Source organism: Aeromonas sp. QDB14 (assembly GCF_027707845.1).
In the GTDB taxonomy this organism is placed as follows: domain Bacteria; phylum Pseudomonadota; class Gammaproteobacteria; order Enterobacterales; family Aeromonadaceae; genus Aeromonas; species Aeromonas caviae.
In genome coordinates this window covers 32904-53777 of record NZ_JAPCJD010000030.1, presented here as the reverse complement: position 1 = coordinate 53777, position 20874 = coordinate 32904, and the positions used below count along the sequence as shown (strand labels likewise).

The 20874-nt window shown below is 62.0% G+C and carries 19 protein-coding genes and 3 tRNA genes; 15 read left to right on the top strand and 7 right to left on the bottom strand.

The annotated features are described in order from the left end of the window. Positions 1 to 196 precede the first annotated feature (196 nt). The 6 genes from PG887_RS11820 to PG887_RS11795 all read left to right on the top strand — a co-directional run bounded on the left by PG887_RS11820 (position 197) and on the right by PG887_RS11795 (position 3400). Positions 197 to 523: a hypothetical protein gene (locus tag PG887_RS11820; protein ID WP_270821760.1), complete on the top strand. Its 327-nt coding sequence runs from the start codon at positions 197 to 199 to the stop codon at positions 521 to 523. 191 nt (positions 524 to 714) lie between these two features. After that, positions 715 to 790: transfer RNA gene (locus PG887_RS11815), tRNA-Thr, on the top strand. A 3-nt stretch (positions 791 to 793) separates the two neighbouring features. After that, positions 794 to 869, top strand: a tRNA-Phe gene (locus PG887_RS11810). Between the two features lie 8 nt (positions 870 to 877). After that, positions 878 to 953: transfer RNA gene (locus PG887_RS11805), tRNA-Asn, on the top strand. A 266-nt stretch (positions 954 to 1219) separates the two neighbouring features. Next, the gene (locus PG887_RS11800) at positions 1220 to 2563 is read left to right on the top strand and encodes a potassium channel family protein (RefSeq protein WP_201936512.1); all 1344 of its coding nucleotides are present in this window, start codon (positions 1220 to 1222) and stop codon (positions 2561 to 2563) included. 237 nt (positions 2564 to 2800) lie between these two features. Next, positions 2801 to 3400: a Yip1 family protein gene (locus tag PG887_RS11795; RefSeq protein WP_029314835.1), complete on the top strand. Its 600-nt coding sequence runs from the start codon at positions 2801 to 2803 to the stop codon at positions 3398 to 3400. Between the two features lie 114 nt (positions 3401 to 3514). Here PG887_RS11795 and PG887_RS11790 read toward each other — a convergent pair whose 3' ends face one another. Continuing rightward, complete coding sequence (locus tag PG887_RS11790) at positions 3515 to 3847, bottom strand: hypothetical protein (RefSeq protein WP_039039727.1); 333 nt, start codon at positions 3845 to 3847, stop codon at positions 3515 to 3517. A 382-nt stretch (positions 3848 to 4229) separates the two neighbouring features. On the opposite strand from PG887_RS11790, the gene PG887_RS11785 reads away from it, so the two are divergent. Further along, positions 4230 to 5723 (top strand): histidine-type phosphatase, encoded by a 1494-nt coding sequence (locus tag PG887_RS11785; RefSeq protein WP_103243776.1) that lies wholly within the window; start codon positions 4230 to 4232, stop codon positions 5721 to 5723. Positions 5724 to 5774: 51 nt separating this feature from the next. On the opposite strand, the gene PG887_RS11780 is transcribed toward PG887_RS11785, so the two are convergent. Next, positions 5775 to 6650, bottom strand: coding sequence for an EamA family transporter (locus tag PG887_RS11780; RefSeq protein WP_270821757.1), 876 nt, complete (start codon positions 6648 to 6650; stop codon positions 5775 to 5777). A gap of 96 nt (positions 6651 to 6746) precedes the next feature. Here PG887_RS11780 and PG887_RS11775 point away from each other — a divergent pair, with 96 nt between their 5' ends. Then, positions 6747 to 7205 (top strand): Lrp/AsnC family transcriptional regulator, encoded by a 459-nt coding sequence (locus PG887_RS11775; RefSeq protein ID WP_039039724.1) that lies wholly within the window; start codon positions 6747 to 6749, stop codon positions 7203 to 7205. Positions 7206 to 7292: 87 nt separating this feature from the next. Here PG887_RS11775 and PG887_RS11770 read toward each other — a convergent pair whose 3' ends face one another. From PG887_RS11770 to treR, 4 genes are all read right to left on the bottom strand, one after another. Then, positions 7293 to 7913: a sugar O-acetyltransferase gene (locus tag PG887_RS11770; RefSeq protein WP_270821755.1), complete on the bottom strand. Its 621-nt coding sequence runs from the start codon at positions 7911 to 7913 to the stop codon at positions 7293 to 7295. Then, a complete protein-coding gene (gene treC / locus PG887_RS11765; protein WP_270821754.1) occupies positions 7913 to 9577 on the bottom strand; it encodes an alpha,alpha-phosphotrehalase in 1665 nt (554 codons plus the stop codon). The genes PG887_RS11770 and treC overlap by 1 nt, the downstream gene beginning before the upstream one ends. Positions 9578 to 9665: 88 nt before the next feature. Then, positions 9666 to 11096: a PTS trehalose transporter subunit IIBC gene (treB, locus tag PG887_RS11760; protein WP_244812338.1), complete on the bottom strand. Its 1431-nt coding sequence runs from the start codon at positions 11094 to 11096 to the stop codon at positions 9666 to 9668. Between the two features lie 186 nt (positions 11097 to 11282). Further along, positions 11283 to 12230 carry a trehalose operon repressor TreR gene (gene treR, locus PG887_RS11755; RefSeq protein WP_041211765.1) on the bottom strand — a complete coding sequence of 316 codons (948 nt, stop codon included), beginning with the start codon at positions 12228 to 12230 and terminating at the stop codon, positions 11283 to 11285. A gap of 134 nt (positions 12231 to 12364) precedes the next feature. Here treR and PG887_RS11750 point away from each other — a divergent pair, with 134 nt between their 5' ends. Together PG887_RS11750 and manA are read left to right on the top strand one after the other, a co-directional pair. Continuing rightward, the gene (locus PG887_RS11750) at positions 12365 to 13315 is read left to right on the top strand and encodes an AEC family transporter (protein ID WP_010675784.1); all 951 of its coding nucleotides are present in this window, start codon (positions 12365 to 12367) and stop codon (positions 13313 to 13315) included. Between the two features lie 409 nt (positions 13316 to 13724). Continuing rightward, positions 13725 to 14924 (top strand): mannose-6-phosphate isomerase, class I, encoded by a 1200-nt coding sequence (gene manA / locus PG887_RS11745; protein ID WP_210599894.1) that lies wholly within the window; start codon positions 13725 to 13727, stop codon positions 14922 to 14924. Positions 14925 to 14953: 29 nt separating this feature from the next. On the opposite strand, the gene PG887_RS11740 is transcribed toward manA, so the two are convergent. Further along, a complete protein-coding gene (locus PG887_RS11740) occupies positions 14954 to 16252 on the bottom strand; it encodes a PTS sugar transporter subunit IIC (RefSeq protein WP_041211762.1) in 1299 nt (432 codons plus the stop codon). A gap of 244 nt (positions 16253 to 16496) precedes the next feature. Between PG887_RS11740 and PG887_RS11735 the strand changes: the two genes are divergently transcribed. From PG887_RS11735 to PG887_RS11715, 5 genes are read left to right on the top strand one after another with little or no spacing between them, the layout of a single operon-like run. After that, positions 16497 to 16802, top strand: coding sequence for a PTS sugar transporter subunit IIB (locus tag PG887_RS11735; RefSeq protein ID WP_041211761.1), 306 nt, complete (start codon positions 16497 to 16499; stop codon positions 16800 to 16802). A gap of 27 nt (positions 16803 to 16829) precedes the next feature. After that, on the top strand, positions 16830 to 18176 hold the full coding sequence (locus PG887_RS11730; protein WP_128312936.1) for a PTS sugar transporter subunit IIC: 1347 nt from the start codon (positions 16830 to 16832) through the stop codon (positions 18174 to 18176). Between the two features lie 47 nt (positions 18177 to 18223). Further along, positions 18224 to 19606, top strand: a complete 1383-nt coding sequence (locus PG887_RS11725; RefSeq protein ID WP_041211759.1) for a glycoside hydrolase family 1 protein — start codon at positions 18224 to 18226, stop codon at positions 19604 to 19606. Positions 19607 to 19638: 32 nt separating this feature from the next. Continuing rightward, positions 19639 to 19950 carry a PTS N,N'-diacetylchitobiose transporter subunit IIA gene (chbA, locus tag PG887_RS11720; protein WP_041211758.1) on the top strand — a complete coding sequence of 104 codons (312 nt, stop codon included), beginning with the start codon at positions 19639 to 19641 and terminating at the stop codon, positions 19948 to 19950. A gap of 14 nt (positions 19951 to 19964) precedes the next feature. Further along, on the top strand, positions 19965 to 20873 hold the full coding sequence (locus tag PG887_RS11715; protein ID WP_182976311.1) for an ROK family protein: 909 nt from the start codon (positions 19965 to 19967) through the stop codon (positions 20871 to 20873). The last annotated feature ends 1 nt before the right edge of the window (position 20874 follow it).

Below are 20874 nucleotides of genomic sequence, written 5' to 3'. Positions count from 1 at the left end.
AAATCGGCTCAAACATGAAGAAATGAAATGACTGAGTCAGCCGAGAAGAATTTCCCCGCTTATTCGCACCTTCCCTAATGGAACCCAAGTTGACATTGTTCGTCGAAAGAATGATCCAGTTACACAGCCACCGATAGGTACACCACTGTTTATAGATCCCTCTGCTGAGGACCCCACTGAGTATTTATCACTGGATTTGAACACTGGACTTTTTGTACCCCTGCATCCCGATGGTAGTCAGGAATTTAAACGTGCCGAATACACGATCAAGGTTCTGGGCTTAAATACTCGCGATTACCTGAGTCGCGCGCGAAGAAATGCGTATGCAAGCTATAAAGATGCTTTGAATGCTTATGCTAGGCTCAAAGAAGAGGGTAGTTCCATAGCTGTGCTGAATAATAAGAGAATGGAAATTAACAAAAAACACCATCCGACAGTTTGGCATGAAATGAAAGTCATAGCCTCTTTGGGCATAGCCCATCAAAATGAATTTGAACAGTCACCCGAGCTGTATCAGGTATGAGTTCAACTGAGCTAGTGGGACTGAATAACATCCGATCGACCTCTTGTTTAAAGGGGTGAGGGGAGGCCGCCTCATAACCACATGAGATTATAATGCCCGAATCCCCGTGTCGGCGGTTCGATTCCGTCTCTGGGCACCACATTTTGGTGCCATGAAATAAAAATTTGTTCATGCACAATGGTTTGAAGTGTGCCGGCTTAGCTCAGTAGGTAGAGCAACTGACTTGTAATCAGTAGGTCACCAGTTCGATTCCGGTAGCCGGCACCATTTGCCCAGATAGCTCAGTCGGTAGAGCAGGGGATTGAAAATCCCCGTGTCGGCGGTTCGATTCCGTCTCTGGGCACCACGAATAATTCCTCCTTAGCTCAGTCGGTAGAGCGACGGACTGTTAATCCGCAGGTCGCTGGTTCGAGCCCAGCAGGAGGAGCCAAATAAAAAGCCCAGCAGCAATGCTGGGCTTTTTCTTTTCCCGTTTTTCGATGTTCCGCTTCCCGCTGTTCGAAAAGCGTCCTGTCCGGTGACAAAGCTGTCGCAGCGCCCCTCTTGAATCTTTCCTCCCAGTGACTTGGCCCGTCTGCCGAGTATGATGGCGTGGTGAGTCCCTATGCTGCGCCCGCCGGATCACCCTGTCGTGATCGACGCCTGCCGTCACCCCGGCCCGGCAAAACGGGATCGGTTTCTTGAGTGAGGTCATGCATGAATGCAACAGAGCTTTGGCAGCTTTCCCCCGAGCAATTCAACGAGTGGCGGCGTGAGAACGATTATCCCCGTATCTGGGCGCTGCTGGTGGCGTCGTTGCCCCATTTCGACGACTGGATGGCGGAGCAGAAGATAGAAAAAAGCGTGATCTTCCAGATCGGCATCGCCCGCTTCATCAGCTCCCGCTGCGTGCTGGGCCTTTGTGTCTACATGAGCGACGACAAGGTCCGCTTGTATGAGAGTGCCTCGAGTGCACTGGAATCCCTGCGCAAGAGCGGCCTCATCCGCTCGGAGACCCGTTTCGAGCCTTACAGCATGTGGCTGGCGGGAAAACATGGCAATGACGAGGTGAAACGGGTGCAAAGCCTGCTCTCGGTCTCGGAGAACAACAAGGGGGAGGCCCAGGTGCTGGGCAAGCATCGTCTGCTCAACATCGGCGGTGTTGCCCTCAAAAGCCCCATCATCTCCGGCCGGTTGCTCGATTTTACCTGTCTCGACGAGCTCTCTCTCGATGGGGCCGTCAACAACTCCAAGGTTTATCTGTGGCACTGCTCGGCCAAGGGGGTCAGGGTCAATGGCGGGGTGATCGGGCTCGATCTGTTCGACTCTCTGCTGTGGGACCACAGGGCCTGGGCCAAGAAACGGGAGCTGGCGCTGGAGGACGGGGTCTTTCAGGACTTCACCATAGAGTGCGAGGAGATCCGCTTCCACTCCTCCCGGGCGGTGCTGAAAAACTTCAGCGTCAGCGCCAAGAACTTCGATGCCACCATGGAGCACACCAACCTGGACAAGGTGGAGGTGGTCTACAACGACAATGGGCGGATCGACCACAACGAGGCGAGCAAACTCTATCGCAATGCCAAGCGCCTCTTCTCCAGCGTGGGTGACACCGTCGATGCCGGCGAGTGTTACTACAAGGAGAAGCTGCACGAGATGAAGTCCCTGGCGAGCCCGCGGGAGCTGTTCCGGGAGCGCTGGTTGCGCAGCGGTCCGATGACGAAGTGCTGGCTCTCCCTGCTGTGCTATCTCAAGTGTGCGGGCAAGTTCATCAGCTTCATCACCTGGGGGTTTGGGGAGCGTCCCATCAGAAGCTTGCTGATGTCGATGGGGGTGATCCTGCTGGCGACCCTGACCTATTTCCTGGCGCCGGAGTCTGCAACCCACGGCCATCTGGGGCGCTCTCTCTATTTCAGCATCGTCACCTTCGTGACCCTGGGTTATGGGGACATCTCCCAGACCTCCTCGCCGCTGCAACTGCTGTCGGCCATCGAAGCCTTCTGCGGCATGTTCCTGACAGGTCTCTTCCTCGCGGGTTTTGCCTCGAAAACCAAGCAGTATTGACGGGAGCGCCGGCGGCGGGTGCCATCAGTGCCCGCTTCCGGTGCCCTCCTGCTGTCTTCCCATCCCTCCCGGCTGTCCCGGCGACCTTGCTTGACGCAGCGGCGGTGGAGCGACTTTATTTAAAGTCATCGCATGCCATGGCAAGCGATGGCGCCACCAGCGCCCGGACATGACGCAATCAGAGGAGAAAGCCCGGTATCGATCCGCCAACCACCGATGTAGAGAAGGAATAACGCTATGATATTGAATCACTTATGGGGATTGTATGCCCATCCCCACACCGAATGGCATACCATAGACGAGCGGCACGACAGCTTCAGAAACAGTCTGACCCACATCCTGCTCGTGGCCCTTATCCCTCCCATCTGCGCCTACTATTCCGCCGTTCACATCGGCTGGAGCATCGGGGTCGGCGATCCCATCACCCTGACCGCCAACAGCGCATTCAAGCTGTCGGTCGCCATGTACGTGACCCTTATCATCGGCGTGCTGGCACTCTCCTATCTGGTGCATTGGATGGGGCATACCTTCGGCTCGGATCCCAGCTACACGACCTCGCTGGAGCTGGCGGCCTACACCTCCACGCCACTCTTCATGGTGGGCTTCTCCGCTTTCTTCCCGCATCTCTGGTTCGTGATGCTCATCGGTTTGGTCGGGCTGACCTATTCCGTCTACCTGCTCTATATCGGCGTGCCCATCTTGATGCACATCACCAAGGAGCAGGGATTCATCTACGCCAGCTCAGTGGTGACGGTCGGCCTGGTGCTGCTGGTCTGCGTGCTGGCTGCCACGGCCATCCTGTGGGGATCCGGCTTCGGTCCCGTCTTCACCCAGTAGCCGTGTATGCCGACGGCAACGACGACAAGGGCGCCTTGATGGCGCCCTTGTCGTTGATCTCTCACCTGGTCGGCGTGTCTTTGCCAGACCCGGGAGGGAAGTCGTCTGCGTTGATCAGCGGGGATTGCCGCTGCCGATGCCGAACGGGATGCGGTAATCGCTGCTCTGATCGCCGAGGCTGACGGTCAGGTTGCCCTGGGCGCGGCTCGGGATCTGTACCTGCTGGGTACCCATCAGGTTGGCGTGGACGGAGGCCACCAGATCACCGGATTCATCGCGCACCTCCAGCATGGGGTTGGCTTTGCCGGCCATGGCGGCGCTGGCATGCCAGTTCACGAACAGCACACCCGGGGTGGCATTGAAGTCGGCGGGGACGGAAGCCTGGGCAACACCGGCACTCATCAGGCCTGCAACGGCCAGCATCTTGATCACGTTTTTCATGTTCATTCACTCTCTTGGTTTTTATGTCATTGGCAAGGCCTGACAGGCCTGCATCAATGCATCCTTGCAAGAGGTCATTCAAATGGTGTGTTGTTTTGTCACGGATGTTTGTCGCCCATGTGTATGGGGGACTGCCATGAACGACCAGTTGTTTTGCGGCTTGGCGCTCCTGCCTAAGCGATGCGTGAATATTAAGCGCCTCACCCGGTCATTGTTAGCGAGATAAACTGGCCTACACGTTCAAAAAATATGAATGATGTTTTGTGGGGGGACATAGACGGGTTGGAGGGGAGTCACCCTTCCGGAGAGAGGTGCATGTCCCAGACCTGACACCAGATTGTCACATCCGGTGCGTACTGTGCGGCTTCATTTTCACACTGGTTCAAGGATGACTATGTTTCGCGTTTCTTCCCTTGCCGCCTGCGTGGCGGCCACCCTGCTGAGCGGCTGCCATTCGGGCAATGACTCTTCCTCGCCTGCCGTCGGCGACTATCAATACAGCACCAAGGCGGTCTATGCCGCCCGTCAGGCAATGAACAGCTATGAGGTTGCCCCTGAAGGCTTTAGTCCCGTCTTCACCGAACTGGTGGCACGCCACGGCTCCCGCTCGCTGTCCAGCCCCAAATACGACGTGCTGACCAAGCTGGTGTGGGAGGAGGCCGCGAGGCAGGGGGCCTTGACCGAGCTGGGCCAACGGCTCGGCGCCAAGGTGGACGCCGTCACGGCCGCCAACCAGACCCTCGGCTATGGCCTGCTGAGTGCGCTCGGCAAGGAGGAGCACGCCAACCTGGCGACCCGGCTCGCCGAACGGCTGCCCACCCTGCTGACCACTGAATCGACTCCCCTCTGCCTCAAGGTCGAGACATCGGGCAAGGACCGCGCCAACGAAAGCGCCTACTTCTTCATGCAGAGCCTGGCCAAACGGGTCTCTCTGGTGACGGACAGCCCCGACTGTTACGTCAGCCAGGAGAACCCTTCCGAGATCGACAAGGGGCTGCGCAACAAGTTCGAGCTCTACTTCCACAAGACCGAGCCACAGGGGGAGTACACCCGGTATCTGCCCACCTTCCAGGCCTATCAGGCCTTTGTCGGGGACGAAGACAACGGGGTGGCTCCTGCTCCCGAGCTGACCGAGGTCCTCGATGCGCTCAAGGCCCTGCCCAGGACCCGGGTGATGGCCCGCGAGATGCTCGAGCGTCTCTACAGTAAAGCCTTCGTCGACGAGCTGGCCGCCGGGGTGGATTATGTGGCGGTGAATCCGGAAGACGGCGGCAAGACCCATGTGCGCGACGAGGTGGACGCCGCCCTCATGCTCTACAACCTCTTCATCATCGGCCCGGGGATGATCCGGGAGGCGCAGGCACAAGGCGGGTCCTGGGATCTCGAGCAGTTCATCACGCCAGAGGAGTCTGCCTGGTTCTCCTACCTCTCCGATGCCGAGGACTTCTACGAAAAGGGGCCGAGTCTTGCCAGCCAGAGCGCCACCTACGCCGTGGCCCAGCCCCTGCTTGACGGCCTCTTCAACGAGGTACAGACCCAGGTGGTGGAAGAGGCGGGCGAGCATGTCGCCAAGCTGCGCTTCGCCCATGCGGAGACCCTGATCCCGCTGGCGGCCCTGATGAAGCTGGAAGGGAGTCGCCAGAGCGCCCAGCCCGGCGTGCTGATGAGCCAGGAAAACAACGAATGGCGTGGCGGCTGGGTCTCTCCCTATGCGGCCAACATCCAGTGGGATGTCTACCGCAACGAGGCCGGCCGGGTGCTGGTGAAGATGCTTTACAACGAGAAGGAGCTCGCCTTCAAGGCAGGTTGCGCCCCCATTGCGGTGGGCAGCTTCTTCTATGACTTCGGCGAGCTCAAACGCTGTTACGACTACTCGTCCTGACGCGCTCGTGCCATCCCCGGGGCCGGTCATCGCCGGCCCCGTTTTTTTGGTTCAGGCGGAGCCGGCTTGTCGACGACCCGCCTGCCAGGTGGTGCCCATGGAGGCGGCGATGATGGCGGCTATCCCGAGCCATTGGGACGGGGGCAACTGCTCGCCCAGCCATACCAGTCCCATCAAGGCTCCCATGGCCGGTTCACCGCTGGTGAGAATGCCGTAGCTCTTGAGGGGAAGGCGGCGCAGGGCAAACATCTCGAAAGAGTAGGGGATGGCGCTCGAGAGCAGCCCCACCCCGATGATGGTGAGGATCACGGGGACGGTGAATGACGCCTCGATCGCCCCCTCCAGCCCGAAGGGCAATACCAGCAGGGTGCCCACCCACATGCCCAGCGCCGGAGCCTGTGCGCCCAGCAAGGCTCCTGCCCGCTTTCCGGTGAGCATATAGAGCCCCCAGAAGAGGCCAGCCCCGAGAGCCAGTGCGGCCCCCAGGGGATCGATGGCCTGCTGTGTTGCCCGCAGGGGCAAGAGCAGCAGCAGCCCGGCGATGGCCAGTATCAGCCAGATGAAGTCTGCCCGGTGGCGTGAGGAGAGCAGGGCCACTGTCAGGGGGCCGATGAACTCGATGGCCAGGGCTACGCCGAGGGGAATGCGTGCGATGGCGAGATAGAAGAGCAGGTTCATGGCCCCAAGCGACAGGCCGTAGGGGATGGCACCCAGCAGGGTGCGTCGGTCGAGGGGGACACGCCAGATGCGAAACACCAGGGAGAGAAGGAGGGCGGCGCACCCCAGCCGGAACAGGGTCGTGCCTGCGGCTCCCAGCAGGGGAAACAGGGATTTGGCCAGGGAGGCGCCGAGGGTGATCGACAGCATGGCGAGCAGGACGGCCAGAAGAGAGGAGAGGGCATTGGGATTGGGTTGCATGGTATTCATACCGGGCAGGACGATGGGCAGTAAAATATATCTGGAGACTTGGGGAAAACCGGTCTAATACTGGCCTTGTGCGATAATTTTTATCTAATGAACCCCATGACCGACAAATTTGATCTGCTCATCCTCGCCGAGCTGCAACAGGATGCCCGTCTGCCCACGCCGGAGCTGGCCCACAGGGTCGGTCTTTCCGCCCCAGCCTGCTACCGCCGCGTCCGCGCCTTGCGGGAGTCCGGTCTCATCGAGCGGGAAGTGGCGCTGGTGGCACCGTCCACCATGGGCTGGCCCATCACCATGCTGGTGCTGGTGACCCTGGAGCGGGATCATGGCCGCATCGTCGATGAGATGATCGCCAGCCTGCAGCGGGAACCCGAGGTGATGGATCTCTGGTATGTGACGGGGGAGCAGGACTTCGTGCTGCAAGTGGCCGCCAGGGACATGCAAAGTTACGAGCAGTTCACCCGTCGGGTGCTCCATGCCAGGGACCAGGTGCGCAGTTTCAAGACTCTGGTGGTCATGGGACAGCACAAGCGTTGCGGCGCCTTGCTGCCCGGGTAAAGAGGGGGCTGCGGCGAAGCCTTGCCGGCATTGCGGGAGCGCCGTCAGGGAAACGAACAGGGGCAGGTACGGCCTGCCCCTTCTGTGTCAGCCAGGTTCTCCGGGCGCCAGCTCCTCTGCCGTCATGGGGCGCAAGACCCGGCAGGGATTGCCGACCGCCACCACGCCTGCCGGAATGTCTTTGGTGACAACGGACCCCGCCCCGATGACGCTGTTGTCCCCTATGGTGACGCCCGGGCAGATGACGACGCTGCCCCCAATCCAGACGTTGTTGCCGATACGCACCGGCTTGCCGAACTCCACCCCCTTGATGCGCGGCGCTACCGCCACCGGGTGGGTAGCGGTGTAGATCTGCACTCCGGGGGCCAGCAGCACGTTGTCGCCTATGTGTACCTCGCACACATCCAGGATGGTGCAGTTGAAATTGGCGTAGAAATTCTCGCCGACAAAGATGTTGGCGCCATAGTCGCAGAAGAAGGGGGGCGTGATGAAACAGCGTTCTGCGCGGCCACCCAGCAGACGGGTGAGGCGCTCATCCCAGCCAAGGGCATCGGTTCGCTCCCGGTTCAGTTCTCCCAGCAGGGCGCGGCACTGCTCCCGCGCAGCCCGCAGTTCGGGGTCCCCTGCATCATAGGGCGCTCCCGCCACCATCTTCTGCCACTCGGGGCCACGCACGGCGGGCCGCTGCACTGTTGTTGCGTCAGTCATCATTGCTCCATCAGCCAGATCAGGGATTCGTAAGGGCGCAGCTTGCAGGATTGCGGGCGGGCCGGGCTATCCGGGTAGTTGCCAAGCAGCAGTCGCCCCTCCCCGCTTTGCAGCTCGGCAGGCAAGGCAAACTCCACCGGCTCGCCGTAGAAGTTGCTCACCACCAGCAGGGTCTGACCGTGGGCGCGGCGGGCATAGGCCCAGATCTGCGGGTGCCCTGCCAGCAGCTCCTGATAATCCCCCTGAGTGAAGATGGGGTGCGTCTTGCGAAGGGCGATGAGATCCCGATAGTGCCAGAACACCGAGTGCTGGTCGGCGAGCGCCGCCTCGGCATTGATCTCGGAATAGTTGGCGGCAGGCTTGAGCCAGGGCGTCCCGCTGGTGAAACCGGCGTTGGAGGCGGCGCTCCACTGCATCGGAGTACGCGAGTTGTCCCGGGACTTGGCACCGAGAATGGCGAGGATCTCGGCCTCGCTCATGCCTGCGGCCTGCTTGATGGCGAAGATGTTGCGGCTCTCCACATCCTGATAGTCATCGATGCGCTGATAACCGGGGTTGGTCATGCCGATCTCCTCCCCCTGATAGATGTAGGGCGTCCCCTGCAGGCCGTGCAGCGTGCTGGCCAGCATCTTGGCGGCGACCACCCTATGCTCGCCCTCATCGCCGAAACGGGAGACGATGCGCGGCTGATCGTGGTTGCACCAGAACAGCGCCGACCACCCCTTGCCATGCATACCGCTCTGCCAGTGGTTGAAGATGCGCTTGAGTTCGAGGAAATCGAACGGGGCCTTGGTCCATTTGTCGCCGCCCGGGTAATCCACCTTGAGGTGATGGAAGTTGAACACCATGGAGAGCTCGGAGCCATCGAGGGCGCCATAGCGCTGGCAGTGCTCCAGAGAAGTAGAGGACATCTCCCCCACCGTCATGGCCCCCACGGGGGCGAAGACGTCGCGGCTCACATCCTGCAAAAATTCGTGGATGCGCGGCCCGTCGGTGTAGAAGCGGCGGCCATCCCCCACCTCGTCGTCAGGGAATGCCTGATCCTTGGAGATGAGGTTGATGACGTCGAGGCGGAAACCGTCCACCCCCTTCTTGGCCCAGAAGTGGATGATGTTTTTCACCTCGGCACGCACCGCCGGATTTTCCCAGTTGAGATCCGCCTGCTCGCGGGCAAACAGATGCAGGTAGTACTGGCCGGTGGCCGGGTCCAGCTCCCAGGCGCTGCCGCCAAACTTGGATTGCCAGTTGTTGGGCACGCCGCCGTCCACCGGATCTTTCCAGATGTAGTAGTCGCGATAGGGGCTGTTCTTGTCCCCCAGCGCCGACTTGAACCAGGCGTGCTCGGTGGAGGTGTGGTTGACCACGATATCCATCACGATGCGGATGCCGCGCGCATGGGCGGCGGCCAGGAGCGCTTCGAAATCGCTCATGGTGCCGTAGGCGGGATCTATGTTGAGGTAATCGGCGATGTCGTAGCCGTTGTCCACCTGGGGGGAGACATAGACCGGGGTCAGCCAGAGGGCATCGACGCCGAGGGTCTTGAGGTAGTCGAGGCGGGCCATGATCCCCTTGAGATCACCGGTGCCACGGGCGCCGGAATCCTGAAAGCTCTTGGGGTAGATCTGGTAAATCACGGCGCTTTGCCACCAGGGTGTCTGTGTCATGGTTGGTTCGCTCATTGGTTGAAACCGGATTAGTTGGAACAGGGCAACGATAAAGGGCGGAGCCAGGGCTCCGCCGAGGTTGTGTGGATCAGGCCGTGGCCAGATCCAGCTTGCCGGCAGCCTGCTGGCGCTTGTAGACCAGCAGGGTCAGCAGGGCGGGGACCACGATGGCCACCAGCATGGCGATGGCGTAGATGCCCCAGTATTGCGGCTGGATGGAGAGGATGCCCGGCAGGCCGCCCACCCCGATGCCGTTGGCCATCACACCGGCGAAGCCGCAGATGAGAGCCGCACAGCTTGAGCCCACCATGGCGCACAGCATGGGGAACTTGTACTTGAGGTTGATGCCGTACATGGCCGGCTCGGTCACCCCGAGATAGGCGGAGATGGCGGCCGGGACCGAGATCTCCCGCTCGTTCTCCTTGCGGCTGATCAGGATGATGCCGACGACCGCAGACGCCTGGGCGATGTTGGAGAGGGCGATCAGCGGCCAGATGGGGGTGCCGCCCATGCTCTGCATCAGTTGCAGGTCCACCGCGTTGGTGGTGTGGTGGATGCCGGTGATGACCAGGGGCGCATAGAGGAAGCCGAACAGGGCGGCGCCGATGGGGGCAAACGAACCCGTCATGGCAGCCTTGGCGGCAAAGCCGACGCCGTCACCAATCCAGCGGCCGAACGGACCGATCAGGGCGTGGGCCACGATCACCGCCAGCAGCAGGGAGATGAAGGGCACAATCACCAGGTAGAGATAGGCCGGGATGATGCGCTTGAGGCTGGTTTCCACCCAGGCGAGGAAGACACCCGCCAGCAGGGCCGGAATGACCTGGGCCTGATACCCCACTTTCTGGATGACGAAGAGGCCGAAGTCCCACACTTCCGGGGTCTGCTGGCCGATGCCATAGGCGTTCATCAGTTGCGGCGACACCAGCGTGATACCCAGCACGATGCCGAGGATCTCGGAGCCGCCCATCTTCTTCACCGCAGACCAGCAGACACCCACCGGCAGGAAGTGGAAGATGGCTTCACCCAGCAGCCAGAGGAAGGCGTGCACCTGGGCCCAGAACTGGCTGATCTCGGTGAGGGTGTGGGTGCCGTCGTCGAACATCTTGATATCGCCGATGACGTTGCGAAAGCCCAGGATCAGACCACCGGTGATGATGGCGGGCAGCAGGGGGACGAAGATCTCGGCCAGGTGGGAGATGCCGCGCTCCAACGGGTTCATGTTGTGGCGGGCGGCCTGCTTGGCGGCCTCCTTGCTGCCGCCGCTCACGCCGATCTCCTGGGTGAGCGCCTTGTACCACTGATCCACCTCGTTGCCGATCACCACCTGGAACTGGCCGCCCTGGGTGAAGCTCCCCTTCACCGAAGGGATGGTCTCGATGGCCTTGGGATCGGCCTTGACCGGATCGGCCAGCACGAACCTGAGCCGGGTCAGGCAGTGGCTGACAGTGGTGATGTTCTCTTTGCCGCCGATCCGCTCGATCAGCTGCGCCAGATGCTGTGTGTTGACTTTTGACATGAGCCTTCCCTCTGTGACTCCATGAATAATGGTCGTGTCTTTACCGGCTGGCCAAGGACCGCCCGTTTATTGGTATCGTTCCCAATCAGCATGAAGCCAGTGGCTGGTATCGGCAATGGGAACGTTCCCAATTCGTGGCGCTGGTCACAAAAAGCGCAAAACGCCGGGAATGGAGGAAAAGATAGACTACAGGGGCTGACAGGGGGCGATGGTCGCTCTGGGGGGCTGCCCCTCTTCAATCTGGTCGAGCAGCTGTCTGGCGGCCAGGATGCCGGCGTCCTTGTAGCCGAAATCCAGGCTGAGGGTGTTGGCAAAGAGGAACGTCAGCATGGGATTGCTGCCAAGGCCGCTCACCAGGATGTCGGTGCGCCCCTGCTCCTGCAGGTATTTGGCGGCGCCGATGGCCAGGGTGTCGCTGGCACAGACCATGGCCTGGGTGGTGGGGGTGAGCAGCTCGGCCGCGAGCCGATAGCCGCTTTGCAGACCGAGATCCCCGAGGGCGCTGCGGGGCGTGCGCCCCTGTTCCCGACAGTAGTCGAGGTAAGCCTGATGCCGACGCAACCCGGTGGTGAGATCGCTGCGTTCCACCCCGAGATAGGCGACCTCGGTCAGGCCACGCTCTCCGAGGTGGGCAAGCACGGCGCGCACCGCCCCGTCATCGTCGAAGCAGACCGACGAGAAGCCGGGGCGCTCGCGGGCCATCAGCACCAGTTTCTCCCTGAGCGGCGCCATGGCGGCATAGTCCAGATCGTTGAAGGCAAACAGGATGATGCCGTCCACCCCGCGCCGCTCCAGCACCGCCAGGTGCTCGCTCACCTTGGCGGGGGAGAACTTGCTCTCCATCAGCACGGCGTCGTAGCCACGCTGGTAGAGGGTCTCCAGCATGCCGCGCACCGCCTGGTTCTCGGAGCTGGAGTCGAGGCGCGACACCACGATGCCGACCACCTGCTGGCTCTGGCTGCGCATGGCCCGCGCCGATTTGCTCGGGACGAAACCGTGCTGGGCGATCACCGATTCGACCCTGGCCCTGGTCTGGGCATTGACCTTGGGATCCTGATTGAGCACCCGGGAGACGGTCGACTTGCCGACCCCGCTGAGGCGAGCGATATCGAGGATGGTCAGTTTCTTTTCCATGGGGGATCCGTGACAGGGGAGGGCGACAATCGGGATGCAGACATTGTTGTGATTAACTCCTGTGAATACAAGCCCATGGCGTTAGAATGCCCTTTCCCAGGCGACTTTCTTCGCCGTTGCACAGGACGCGCATCATGGATCTGTTGGCAAGTCTGCACTTCTCTCTCTCCATCACGGGCCCCATCTGTCTGGTGCTGGTACTCGGCATCTGGCTCAAGCGGCTGGGTCTCTTGCCCGACAGCTTCGTCGAGTCAGCCTCCCGTCTGGTGTTCCAGGTCACCCTGCCAGCTCTCTTGTTTCTGAGCATGGTGCGCACCGATTTTTCCACCATGCCGAGCCCCTGGCTCATCCTCTACGGCCTGCTCGGCACCCTCGCCGGTTTCCTGGTGCTGGAGGTGCTGGCGGCCCGTTTCATCAGCGAGCAGAAACTGCGGGGCATCTTCGTGCAGGGCAGCTTTCGCGGCAACATGGGGATCATGGGGCTGGCCTATGTGCAAAACGCCTACGGCCCGGAGGGGATAGGGGCCGCCGCCCTGCTGGTGGGCTCCATCACAGTGCTCTACAACATCCTCGCGGTGATCACCCTGACCCGCAGCCTGGGGGGCGGAAAGGGGCTCACACCCATACTCAAGGGGATCGTCAAAAACCCCCTCATCATCGCCATTCTGGCGGCCCTGCCCTTCGGTCTGCTCGGCATCGAACTGCCCCAGCTGGTTATCAGCACGGGCAACTATTTCGCCAACATGACCCTGCCACTGGCCCTGCTCTGCACCGGTGCCAGCCTCAACCTCAAGGCCCTGCGCGGCGGCGCCATGCTGACCGGCTGGGCCACGGTCAACCGGCTGTGCTGCATCCCCGTGCTGCTGGTGCTGGGGGCCTGGGCGCTCGGCTTCAGCCCGCAGGCCCTCGGCATCCTGTTTCTCATCAGCTCTACCCCCACCGCCGCCGCCAGCTATGTGATGACCCGTGCCATGGGCGGTGACAGTGCCCTCGCGGCCAACATCATCGCCACCACCACCCTGGGCTCGCTCGTCACCACCAGCCTGGGGGCCACCCTGATGAACTACCTGGGGCTGATGGGCTAGCCCGGCACTCAGGGCAGACCCAACTCTCTGGTCTGCCCTGACCCGTCTCCGACGAACGCCCCCCTCAGTCACACCCTCCTGTTTTGGAAAGCGCTTGCCGTAAAATGGGCCGGCAGGCTCCGAGTATTGCCCTCTTTCGCTCATTATTCCCCCAGCTGGCTGCTGGCTGACGTCCTTATCCTCCTGGGCCGTATCATGACACCACGCCAGGTCGTGGCTGCCTGAACAACGCCTACCCTTGATACGCAGGCGCGCTGGACAGAGGTTTTCTTCCCTTATGTCGACCTGTCGCCACCCCCCTCTCATGGCGTCATTATCTGATGTGGATCACTCCAATGGTGGAAACCGGTTTCCGTAATTGGGTTGGGCTGATACATTCCGGACATCTCCCTTCCACCATCACCATGAGATGTCCATCATGTATTTATCGACAGCATTTCTGATGCGAAACCCGATCCAGGAATATGACTGGGGTAGCCGTGACGCCTTGACCCGGCTGTTCGGGATCACGAATCCGGAGCGCAAGCCTCAGGCCGAGCTCTGGATGGGGGCTCATCCCAACGGCTGTTCACAGGTCGAGGTAGCTGGCCTGCCGACGCCTCTGTCCGAGCTGATCGCCGGGCGCGGCGTGGCGATACTGGGCGAATCCACCTACGCCCGCTTCGGGGGGCTGCCCTTCCTGTTCAAGGTGCTCTGTGCCGAGAAGGCGCTCTCCATCCAGGTTCACCCCAGCAAGGCTCAGGCCGAGGCCGGGTTTGCTCGCGAGGTGGCGGAGGGTATCGCCATCGATGCTCCCTACCGCAACTATCGCGATGACAACCACAAGCCCGAGCTGGTGTTCGCCCTGACCCCCTATCAGGCGATGAACGGTTTTCGTGACTTTGCCGCCATCCTGGTGCTGTTTGAGCGGGTGGCGGCGGCCAGTCTGGCGCCGCTGGTGGAGGCGTTCGCCGCCGATCAGAGCGAGGGCGGACTGGCACGTTTCTTCCGGGCTCTGCTGACTCTGGAGGGGGAGAGCAAAGAGACGGCACTCGCCGCCCTCAGGGTCTGTGCCGAGCGCGATCGTCAGGACGAGACTTTTGCCCTGGTGCTGGACCTGTTCACCCAGTATCCGGGGGACGTGGGTCTGTTTGCTCCCCTGTTGCTCAATGTGGTGACGCTGCACCCGGGCCAGGCCATGTATCTGGATGCCGGTACCCCCCATGCCTATGTCCATGGGACCGGGCTCGAAATCATGGCCAACTCCGACAACGTGCTGCGGGCCGGGCTGACCGCCAAGCATCTGGACGTGGACGAACTGCTCGCCTGCACCAAATGCCGGCCCAAGCCGGTCGAGACGCTCCTGATCTCTCCCCGTGCGGAGGAAGGGGCGCAACACTTCGATGTGCCTGTCCCCGACTTCACCTTCAGTGTCTACGGCGAGGGGGAACACAGGCTGGTCACGACGAGCGCGGAGATCCTGTTTGCCATCAATGGCTCCCTCTCCCTGCACCGTGACGGCCAGCCCCCCCTGGTATTGGATAGGGGGCAGTCAGCCTTCCTGCCAGTCTGCCTCGGCCCTTATGAGGTGCAGGCCCAGGGCAGTTTTGCCCGCGCAGGCAACCGTTGAGTCAGGCCGCCTCGGGGCGGCCTGCTTGATCAGTGAGCCCTGCGCTCCGTCTCCTGGGCCAGCAGCATCCGCTCGTGAGCGATGAAGAAGGGGCGGTAGAGCACGTAGCTGTTGAGGATGCAGACCAGCACCATGAGGGCGTTGGCCAGGCTGCCATTGGCGGCCCAGGCTGCCCCCAGGGGAGAGGGCATGGACCAGGGCAACATGGCGACGAAGCGATCCAGGTAGCCCCACTCGGTCAGCAGCCAGGCCAGGGTGGCATTGACCATGGGGACCCCTATGAAGGGCAGGAAGAAGAGCGGGTTCATGATGATGGGAAAACCGAACAGCAGGGGCTCGTTGATGTTGAACAGCGAGGGGATGAGGCCGAGCCGGCCGACCGAGTGCAGGGTTCGGCTGCGGCTGCGCATGGCCATGAAGACCAGGGGCAGGGTGGTGCCTATGCCTCCGATCAGCAGGTAGTAGTCCCAGAACCCCTGCAGGAAGATGTGGGGCAGGGGCTCCCCTGCCATCAGTGCGCCCTGGTTGGCGCTTAGACCCGCCATCCAGAACGGGGAGAGCAGGCCGTTGACGATGAGGGCCCCGTGCACCCCCATGAACCAGAGCAGGTGTGCCACCAGCAGGGCGATGAGCAGTGCCGGCAAGGTATCGGCGCCGGTGACCAGGGGCTGGAACAGGTACTCCATCAGCTCGGGCAGCGATATCCCGAAATGCTGTTGCAGCCAGAGCCGCAGCAAGCTGAGGGAGAGGGTGATAAACAGCAGGGGAATGATCAGCTGGAATCCCTGGCGGGTCATCAGGGGGACCTCCTCGGGAAACTGGATGATCCAGCCGGCCCGCTGGAACAGGCGGATGACCTCCACCGTATAGAAGGCCGCCAGCAGGGCGGTGAAAATCCCGAGTCCTCCCAGGTAGCCGAAGACCCCTCCCTGTGCCGAGCGAAAGTCGATGAGCAGCAGGAAGGCGACGCAGCCGCACAGGCCGGAGAGGCGCTCCGGCATCTCATACGCCTTGGCCAGGCTGGCGGCGGCTCCGAAGGCGATGATGAGGGAGACCAGGCCGGCGGTATGGCTGTAGACAGGATACAGCCAGGGCATCAGCTGCTGGGAGAGGTCCCGCAGGGCGATGGCCAGCGGGTGGGCGTTGTCGCTGGCGACAGGGGGATAGAGGATGGGCACCAGCAGACTGCCGACGATGATGAAGGGCATGGCGAGCTGAAACCCGTCTCTGAGTGCCATCACGTGCCGACTGCGTGTCAGCCAGTTGGCAACCGGTATCATTCTTTGTTCAACAATGCTGGCCAGCATCCCCATCACTTGCATGTTCATTGCGGCATCTTTCCTCTTCTCGCCAGGCGCTATGGCGTGCCTCCATTCTGCTCTCTTTCGGACTCAGCGTCCGTATTCACCAACCGAGTTTCCCTGTTTTTCTAGCTGGCTCACAAAAAAGGCACGCTTCTCCAGGGAATGGTCGACCTGGATCACAAATGAAATGAATCAAAATGGAAACCGGTTTCCATTCATTTCCGAGATCGGCACAATCCCTCCCATACCACCCCAAGGAGATTATCTGATGAAGAAGATCATGTTGTGCTGCTCCTCCGGCATGTCCACCAGCCTGCTGGTCAAGAAGATGAAGGAAGAGGCGGCGAAACGCGGTCTGGAGGCCGAGATCAACGCCTTCGGTGCCAGCGAGTTCGACAACCAGATGCCCCACTACCAGGTCGTGCTGCTAGGCCCCCAGGTCAAGTACATGCAGGCGGAGCTGGCCGGGCGTGCGGCACCGCACGGCGTGCCGGTGGCCACCATCGACATGATCGATTACGGCATGCAGCGGGGCGACAAGGTGCTGGACCATGCGCTGTCGCTGATCGGCTAACCCGGCTCATTTCACAAGGAACAGTCCATGAACACGCTTTACGACCGCTTCGTCTCGGTGATCGAGCAGAAGATAAGCCCACTGGCCGGCCGTCTCGGTCAGCAGAAGTACATCCAGGCCATCCGCGATGGTTTCATCGCCGCGCTGCCTTTCATGATCGTCGGCAGCTTCATGCTGGTGTTCATCTTCCCCCCCTTCTCGCAAGAGACCCAGTGGGGCTTTGCCCGGGCCTGGCTTGACTTCGCCGGCACCTATCAGGCCCAGCTGCTGCTGCCGTTCCAGCTCAGCATGGGGCTGATGACCCTGTTCATCTCGGTGGGCATCGGTGCCAGCCTGGCCAGGCAAAACGGGCTGGATCCGGTCACCACGGGCCTGCTCTGCCTGATGGCCTTCATGCTGGTGGCCGCGCCCGTCAAGGATGGCCAGATCTCGATGCAGTACTTCTCGGGCCAGGGGATCTTCACGGCCCTGATCACCGCCATCTATGCCGCCGAAGTCTATGCCTTCCTCAAGAAGCACAACATCACCATCAAGCTGCCTCCTCAGGTGCCGACCGGGGTGGCGCGCTCGTTCGAGGTGCTGATCCCGGTGTTGCTCATCATCCTGACCCTGCATCCGCTCAATCTGATCCTTGAGAGCAGCACGGGGATGATCCTGCCCGAGGCCATCATGGCCCTGATCAAGCCCCTGGTCGCCGCCTCCGACACCCTGCCCGCCATGCTGCTGGCCGTGCTGCTGTGCCAGATCCTTTGGTTTGCCGGGATCCACGGTGCCCTGATCGTTACCGGCATCATGAACCCCTTCTGGATGGCCAATCTGGCCAACAACCAGGCGGCCATGGCGGCGGGCGAGGTACTGCCCCACATCTTCCTGCAGGGCTTCTGGGATCACTACCTGCTCATCGGCGGTGTTGGCTCCACCCTGCCGCTGGCCTTCCTGCTGTTGCGCAGCAAGGCGGCCCACCTGAGATCCATCGGCAAGATGGGCGTGGTGCCGGGTCTGTTCAACATCAATGAACCCATCCTGTTTGGCGCCCCTATCGTGATGAACCCGGTGTTCTTCCTGCCCTTCATCCTGGTGCCCATGATCAACGCCACCCTGGCCTGGTTCGCGCTGGATCTGGGGCTGGTGGCACGGGTGGCGTCCCTGACCCCCTGGACCACACCAGCCCCCATCGGTGCCTCCTGGGCCGCGAACTGGGCCATCAGCCCGGCGCTGATGTGCATCCTGTGCATGTGCTCGGCCGCCGTCATGTATTACCCCTTCCTGAAAGCCTACGAGCGCAGCCTGCTCAAGCAGGAAGAGGAGAGAGAAGAAGCTGAAAAAGCCTTCACCGGCGACGTCGCCATGGCGACCCGTCAGAACATCCGCTAATCGAACCATCGGCCGCCATTCCATGGCGGCCTGACAGGAGACACACCATGCAGTTCCGTTTCCCCGACACCTTCTGGTGGGGCAGTGCCTCATCCGCCCCTCAGGCCGAGGGCGCCAGCCTCCAGGGCGGCAAGGCCCCGACCATCTGGGATCACTGGTTTGCCATCGAGCCGAACCGCTTCCACCAGCAGGTGGGACCGGCCGATACCTCCACCTTCTACCAGCATTTTCGGGATGACATCGCCCTGATGCAGGAGATAGGTCACAACAGTTTCCGCACCTCCATCTCCTGGGCGCGCCTCCTGCCCCAGGGGCGTGGCGAACCCAACCCGGAGGCGGTGCGCTTCTACCACGCCATGCTCGACGAGCTGCTGGCCCGTGGCATCACCCCCTTCATCAACCTGTTCCACTTCGACATGCCGATGTCCATGCAGGAGCAAGGGGGCTGGGAGAGTCGCAAGGTGGTCGACGCCTTCGCCGAGTTTGCCGCCACCTGCTTCCGGCTGTTCGGGGGCAAGGTCAAACACTGGTTCACCTTCAACGAGCCGATCGTGCCGGTCGAGGGGGGCTATCTCTATGACTTCCACTACCCGAACGTGGTGGACTTCCGCCGTGCCGCGACCGTGGCCTACCACACCATGCTGGCCCACGCCAAGGCGGTGCAGGCCTATCGCGCCCAGGGCCAGGACGGCCAGATCGGCATCATCCTGAACCTGACCCCTTCCTATCCGCGTTCCCAGCATCCGGCGGATCTGAAGGCGGCCAACATTGCCGACCTCTTCTTCAACCGCAGCTTCCTCGACCCGGCGGTCAAGGGTGAATACCCGACCGAGCTGGTGGCGCTGCTGCGGGAATATGACCAGTTGCCGGCCAGCGAGCCGGAAGATCGCGCGCTGCTGGCCGCCGGCAAGGTGGACCTGCTCGGTGTCAACTACTACCAGCCGCGCCGGGTCAAGGCCCGCAGCAACGCGGTCAATCCTGCCAGCCCCTTCATGCCGGAGTGGTTCTTCGACTACTACGAGATGCCGGGTCGCAAGATGAACCCGCACCGGGGCTGGGAGATCTACGAGAAAGGCATCTACGACATCCTGGTCAACCTGCGGGACCACTACGGCAACATCCCCTGCTTCATCTCTGAAAACGGCATGGGGGTCGAGGGGGAGGAGAAGTTCCTCGGCGAGCAGGGCCAGATCCAGGACGACTACCGCATCGCCTTCATCCGCGATCACCTGAGCTGGGTGCACAAGGGAATAGGTGAGGGGTGCCAGTGCCTTGGCTATCACCTCTGGACCTTTGTCGACAACTGGTCGTGGAGCAACGCCTACAAGAACCGTTACGGCTTCGTCCGCCTCGATCTGGCGACCGGCGAGCGCCGCATCAAGAAGAGTGGCGAGTGGTTCGCCGACGTATCCCGCAACGGCGGCTTCTGAGCCGGCATCACAGCAACACCAAGGAGTACAAGATGTTTGATCTCGAAGAAACCGTCATGGGCATCATCATTAACGCCGGCCAGTCACGCAGCCTGTGCTACGAGGCGCTGCGCAGCGCCAAGCTGGGGCAGTTTGCCGAGGCGGACGACCTGCTGCGGCAGGCCACCGAGGCGGCCAACGCCGCCCACGCGGTGCAGACCAGGCTGATCGAGGCGGATCAGGGGGAGGGCAAGATCCCGGTCACCCTGGTATTGGTGCACGCCCAGGATCACCTGATGACCTCCATGCTGGCCAAGGAGCTGGTGTGCGAGCTCATCGAACTCTACCGCCGTCAGGCCGCCTGAGAGAGGAGCGCGAGATGTTGCGACTGGGACTGGATATCGGCGGCACCAAGATGGAGGGGCTGCTGCTCGACGGCGAGGGCAACGAGCTGTGCCGGCGCCGCATCGCGACGCCGCAGCAGGGTTACCAGACCTTCATCGAGGTGGTGACCGGTTTTATCCGCGGCTTCGCCGAAGAGGCCGGTGCGCCGGTCAGCATCGGCATCGGCTTGCCGGGGGCGGTGCGTGCCGACAACGGCTGCATCAAGAACGCCAACTGCCTGTTCCTCAACGGCCATCCGCTCAAGGCGGATCTGGAGGCCGCCCTCGGCCAGCCGGTCTGGCTGGCCAACGATGCGGACTGCTTCACCCTGTCCGAGGCCGTTGACGGGGCGGGCAGCGGTGCCAACCTGGTGTTCGGGGTCATCCTGGGCACCGGCTGCGGCGGGGGCATAGTGGCGCATCAGCGCCTGCTGGTAGGTCCCAACGCCATCACTGGCGAGTGGGGACACAATCCGTTGCCCGGCTATGACCCGGTGCGCGATGGCCCGGCCCAACCCTGCTACTGCGGTCGTCGCAACTGCATCGAGCGCTTCGTGTCGGGGACGGGGTTCGCGGGGCGCTTCGTCGAGCGCCATGGCCGCAGTCTGTCGCCGAAAGGGATCCTGACGGCGGCGGCCGAGGGGGACGAGGAGGCCCAGGCTCACTACGAGCACTTCCTCCATGCCCTGGGGCGCAGTCTGGCGAGCGTCATCAACCTGCTGGACCCGGATGTCATCGTCTTCGGTGGTGGCCTCTCCAACATAACGCGCCTCTATGAGGACTTGCCGGCGGCCATCACCCCCTGGCTGTTCACCGACCGTTGTCTGACCCGGCTGCTGCCGGCACGGCACGGGGACAGCAGCGGCGTACGCGGTGCGGCCTGGCTGCCCACCCCCCTGATCTGAC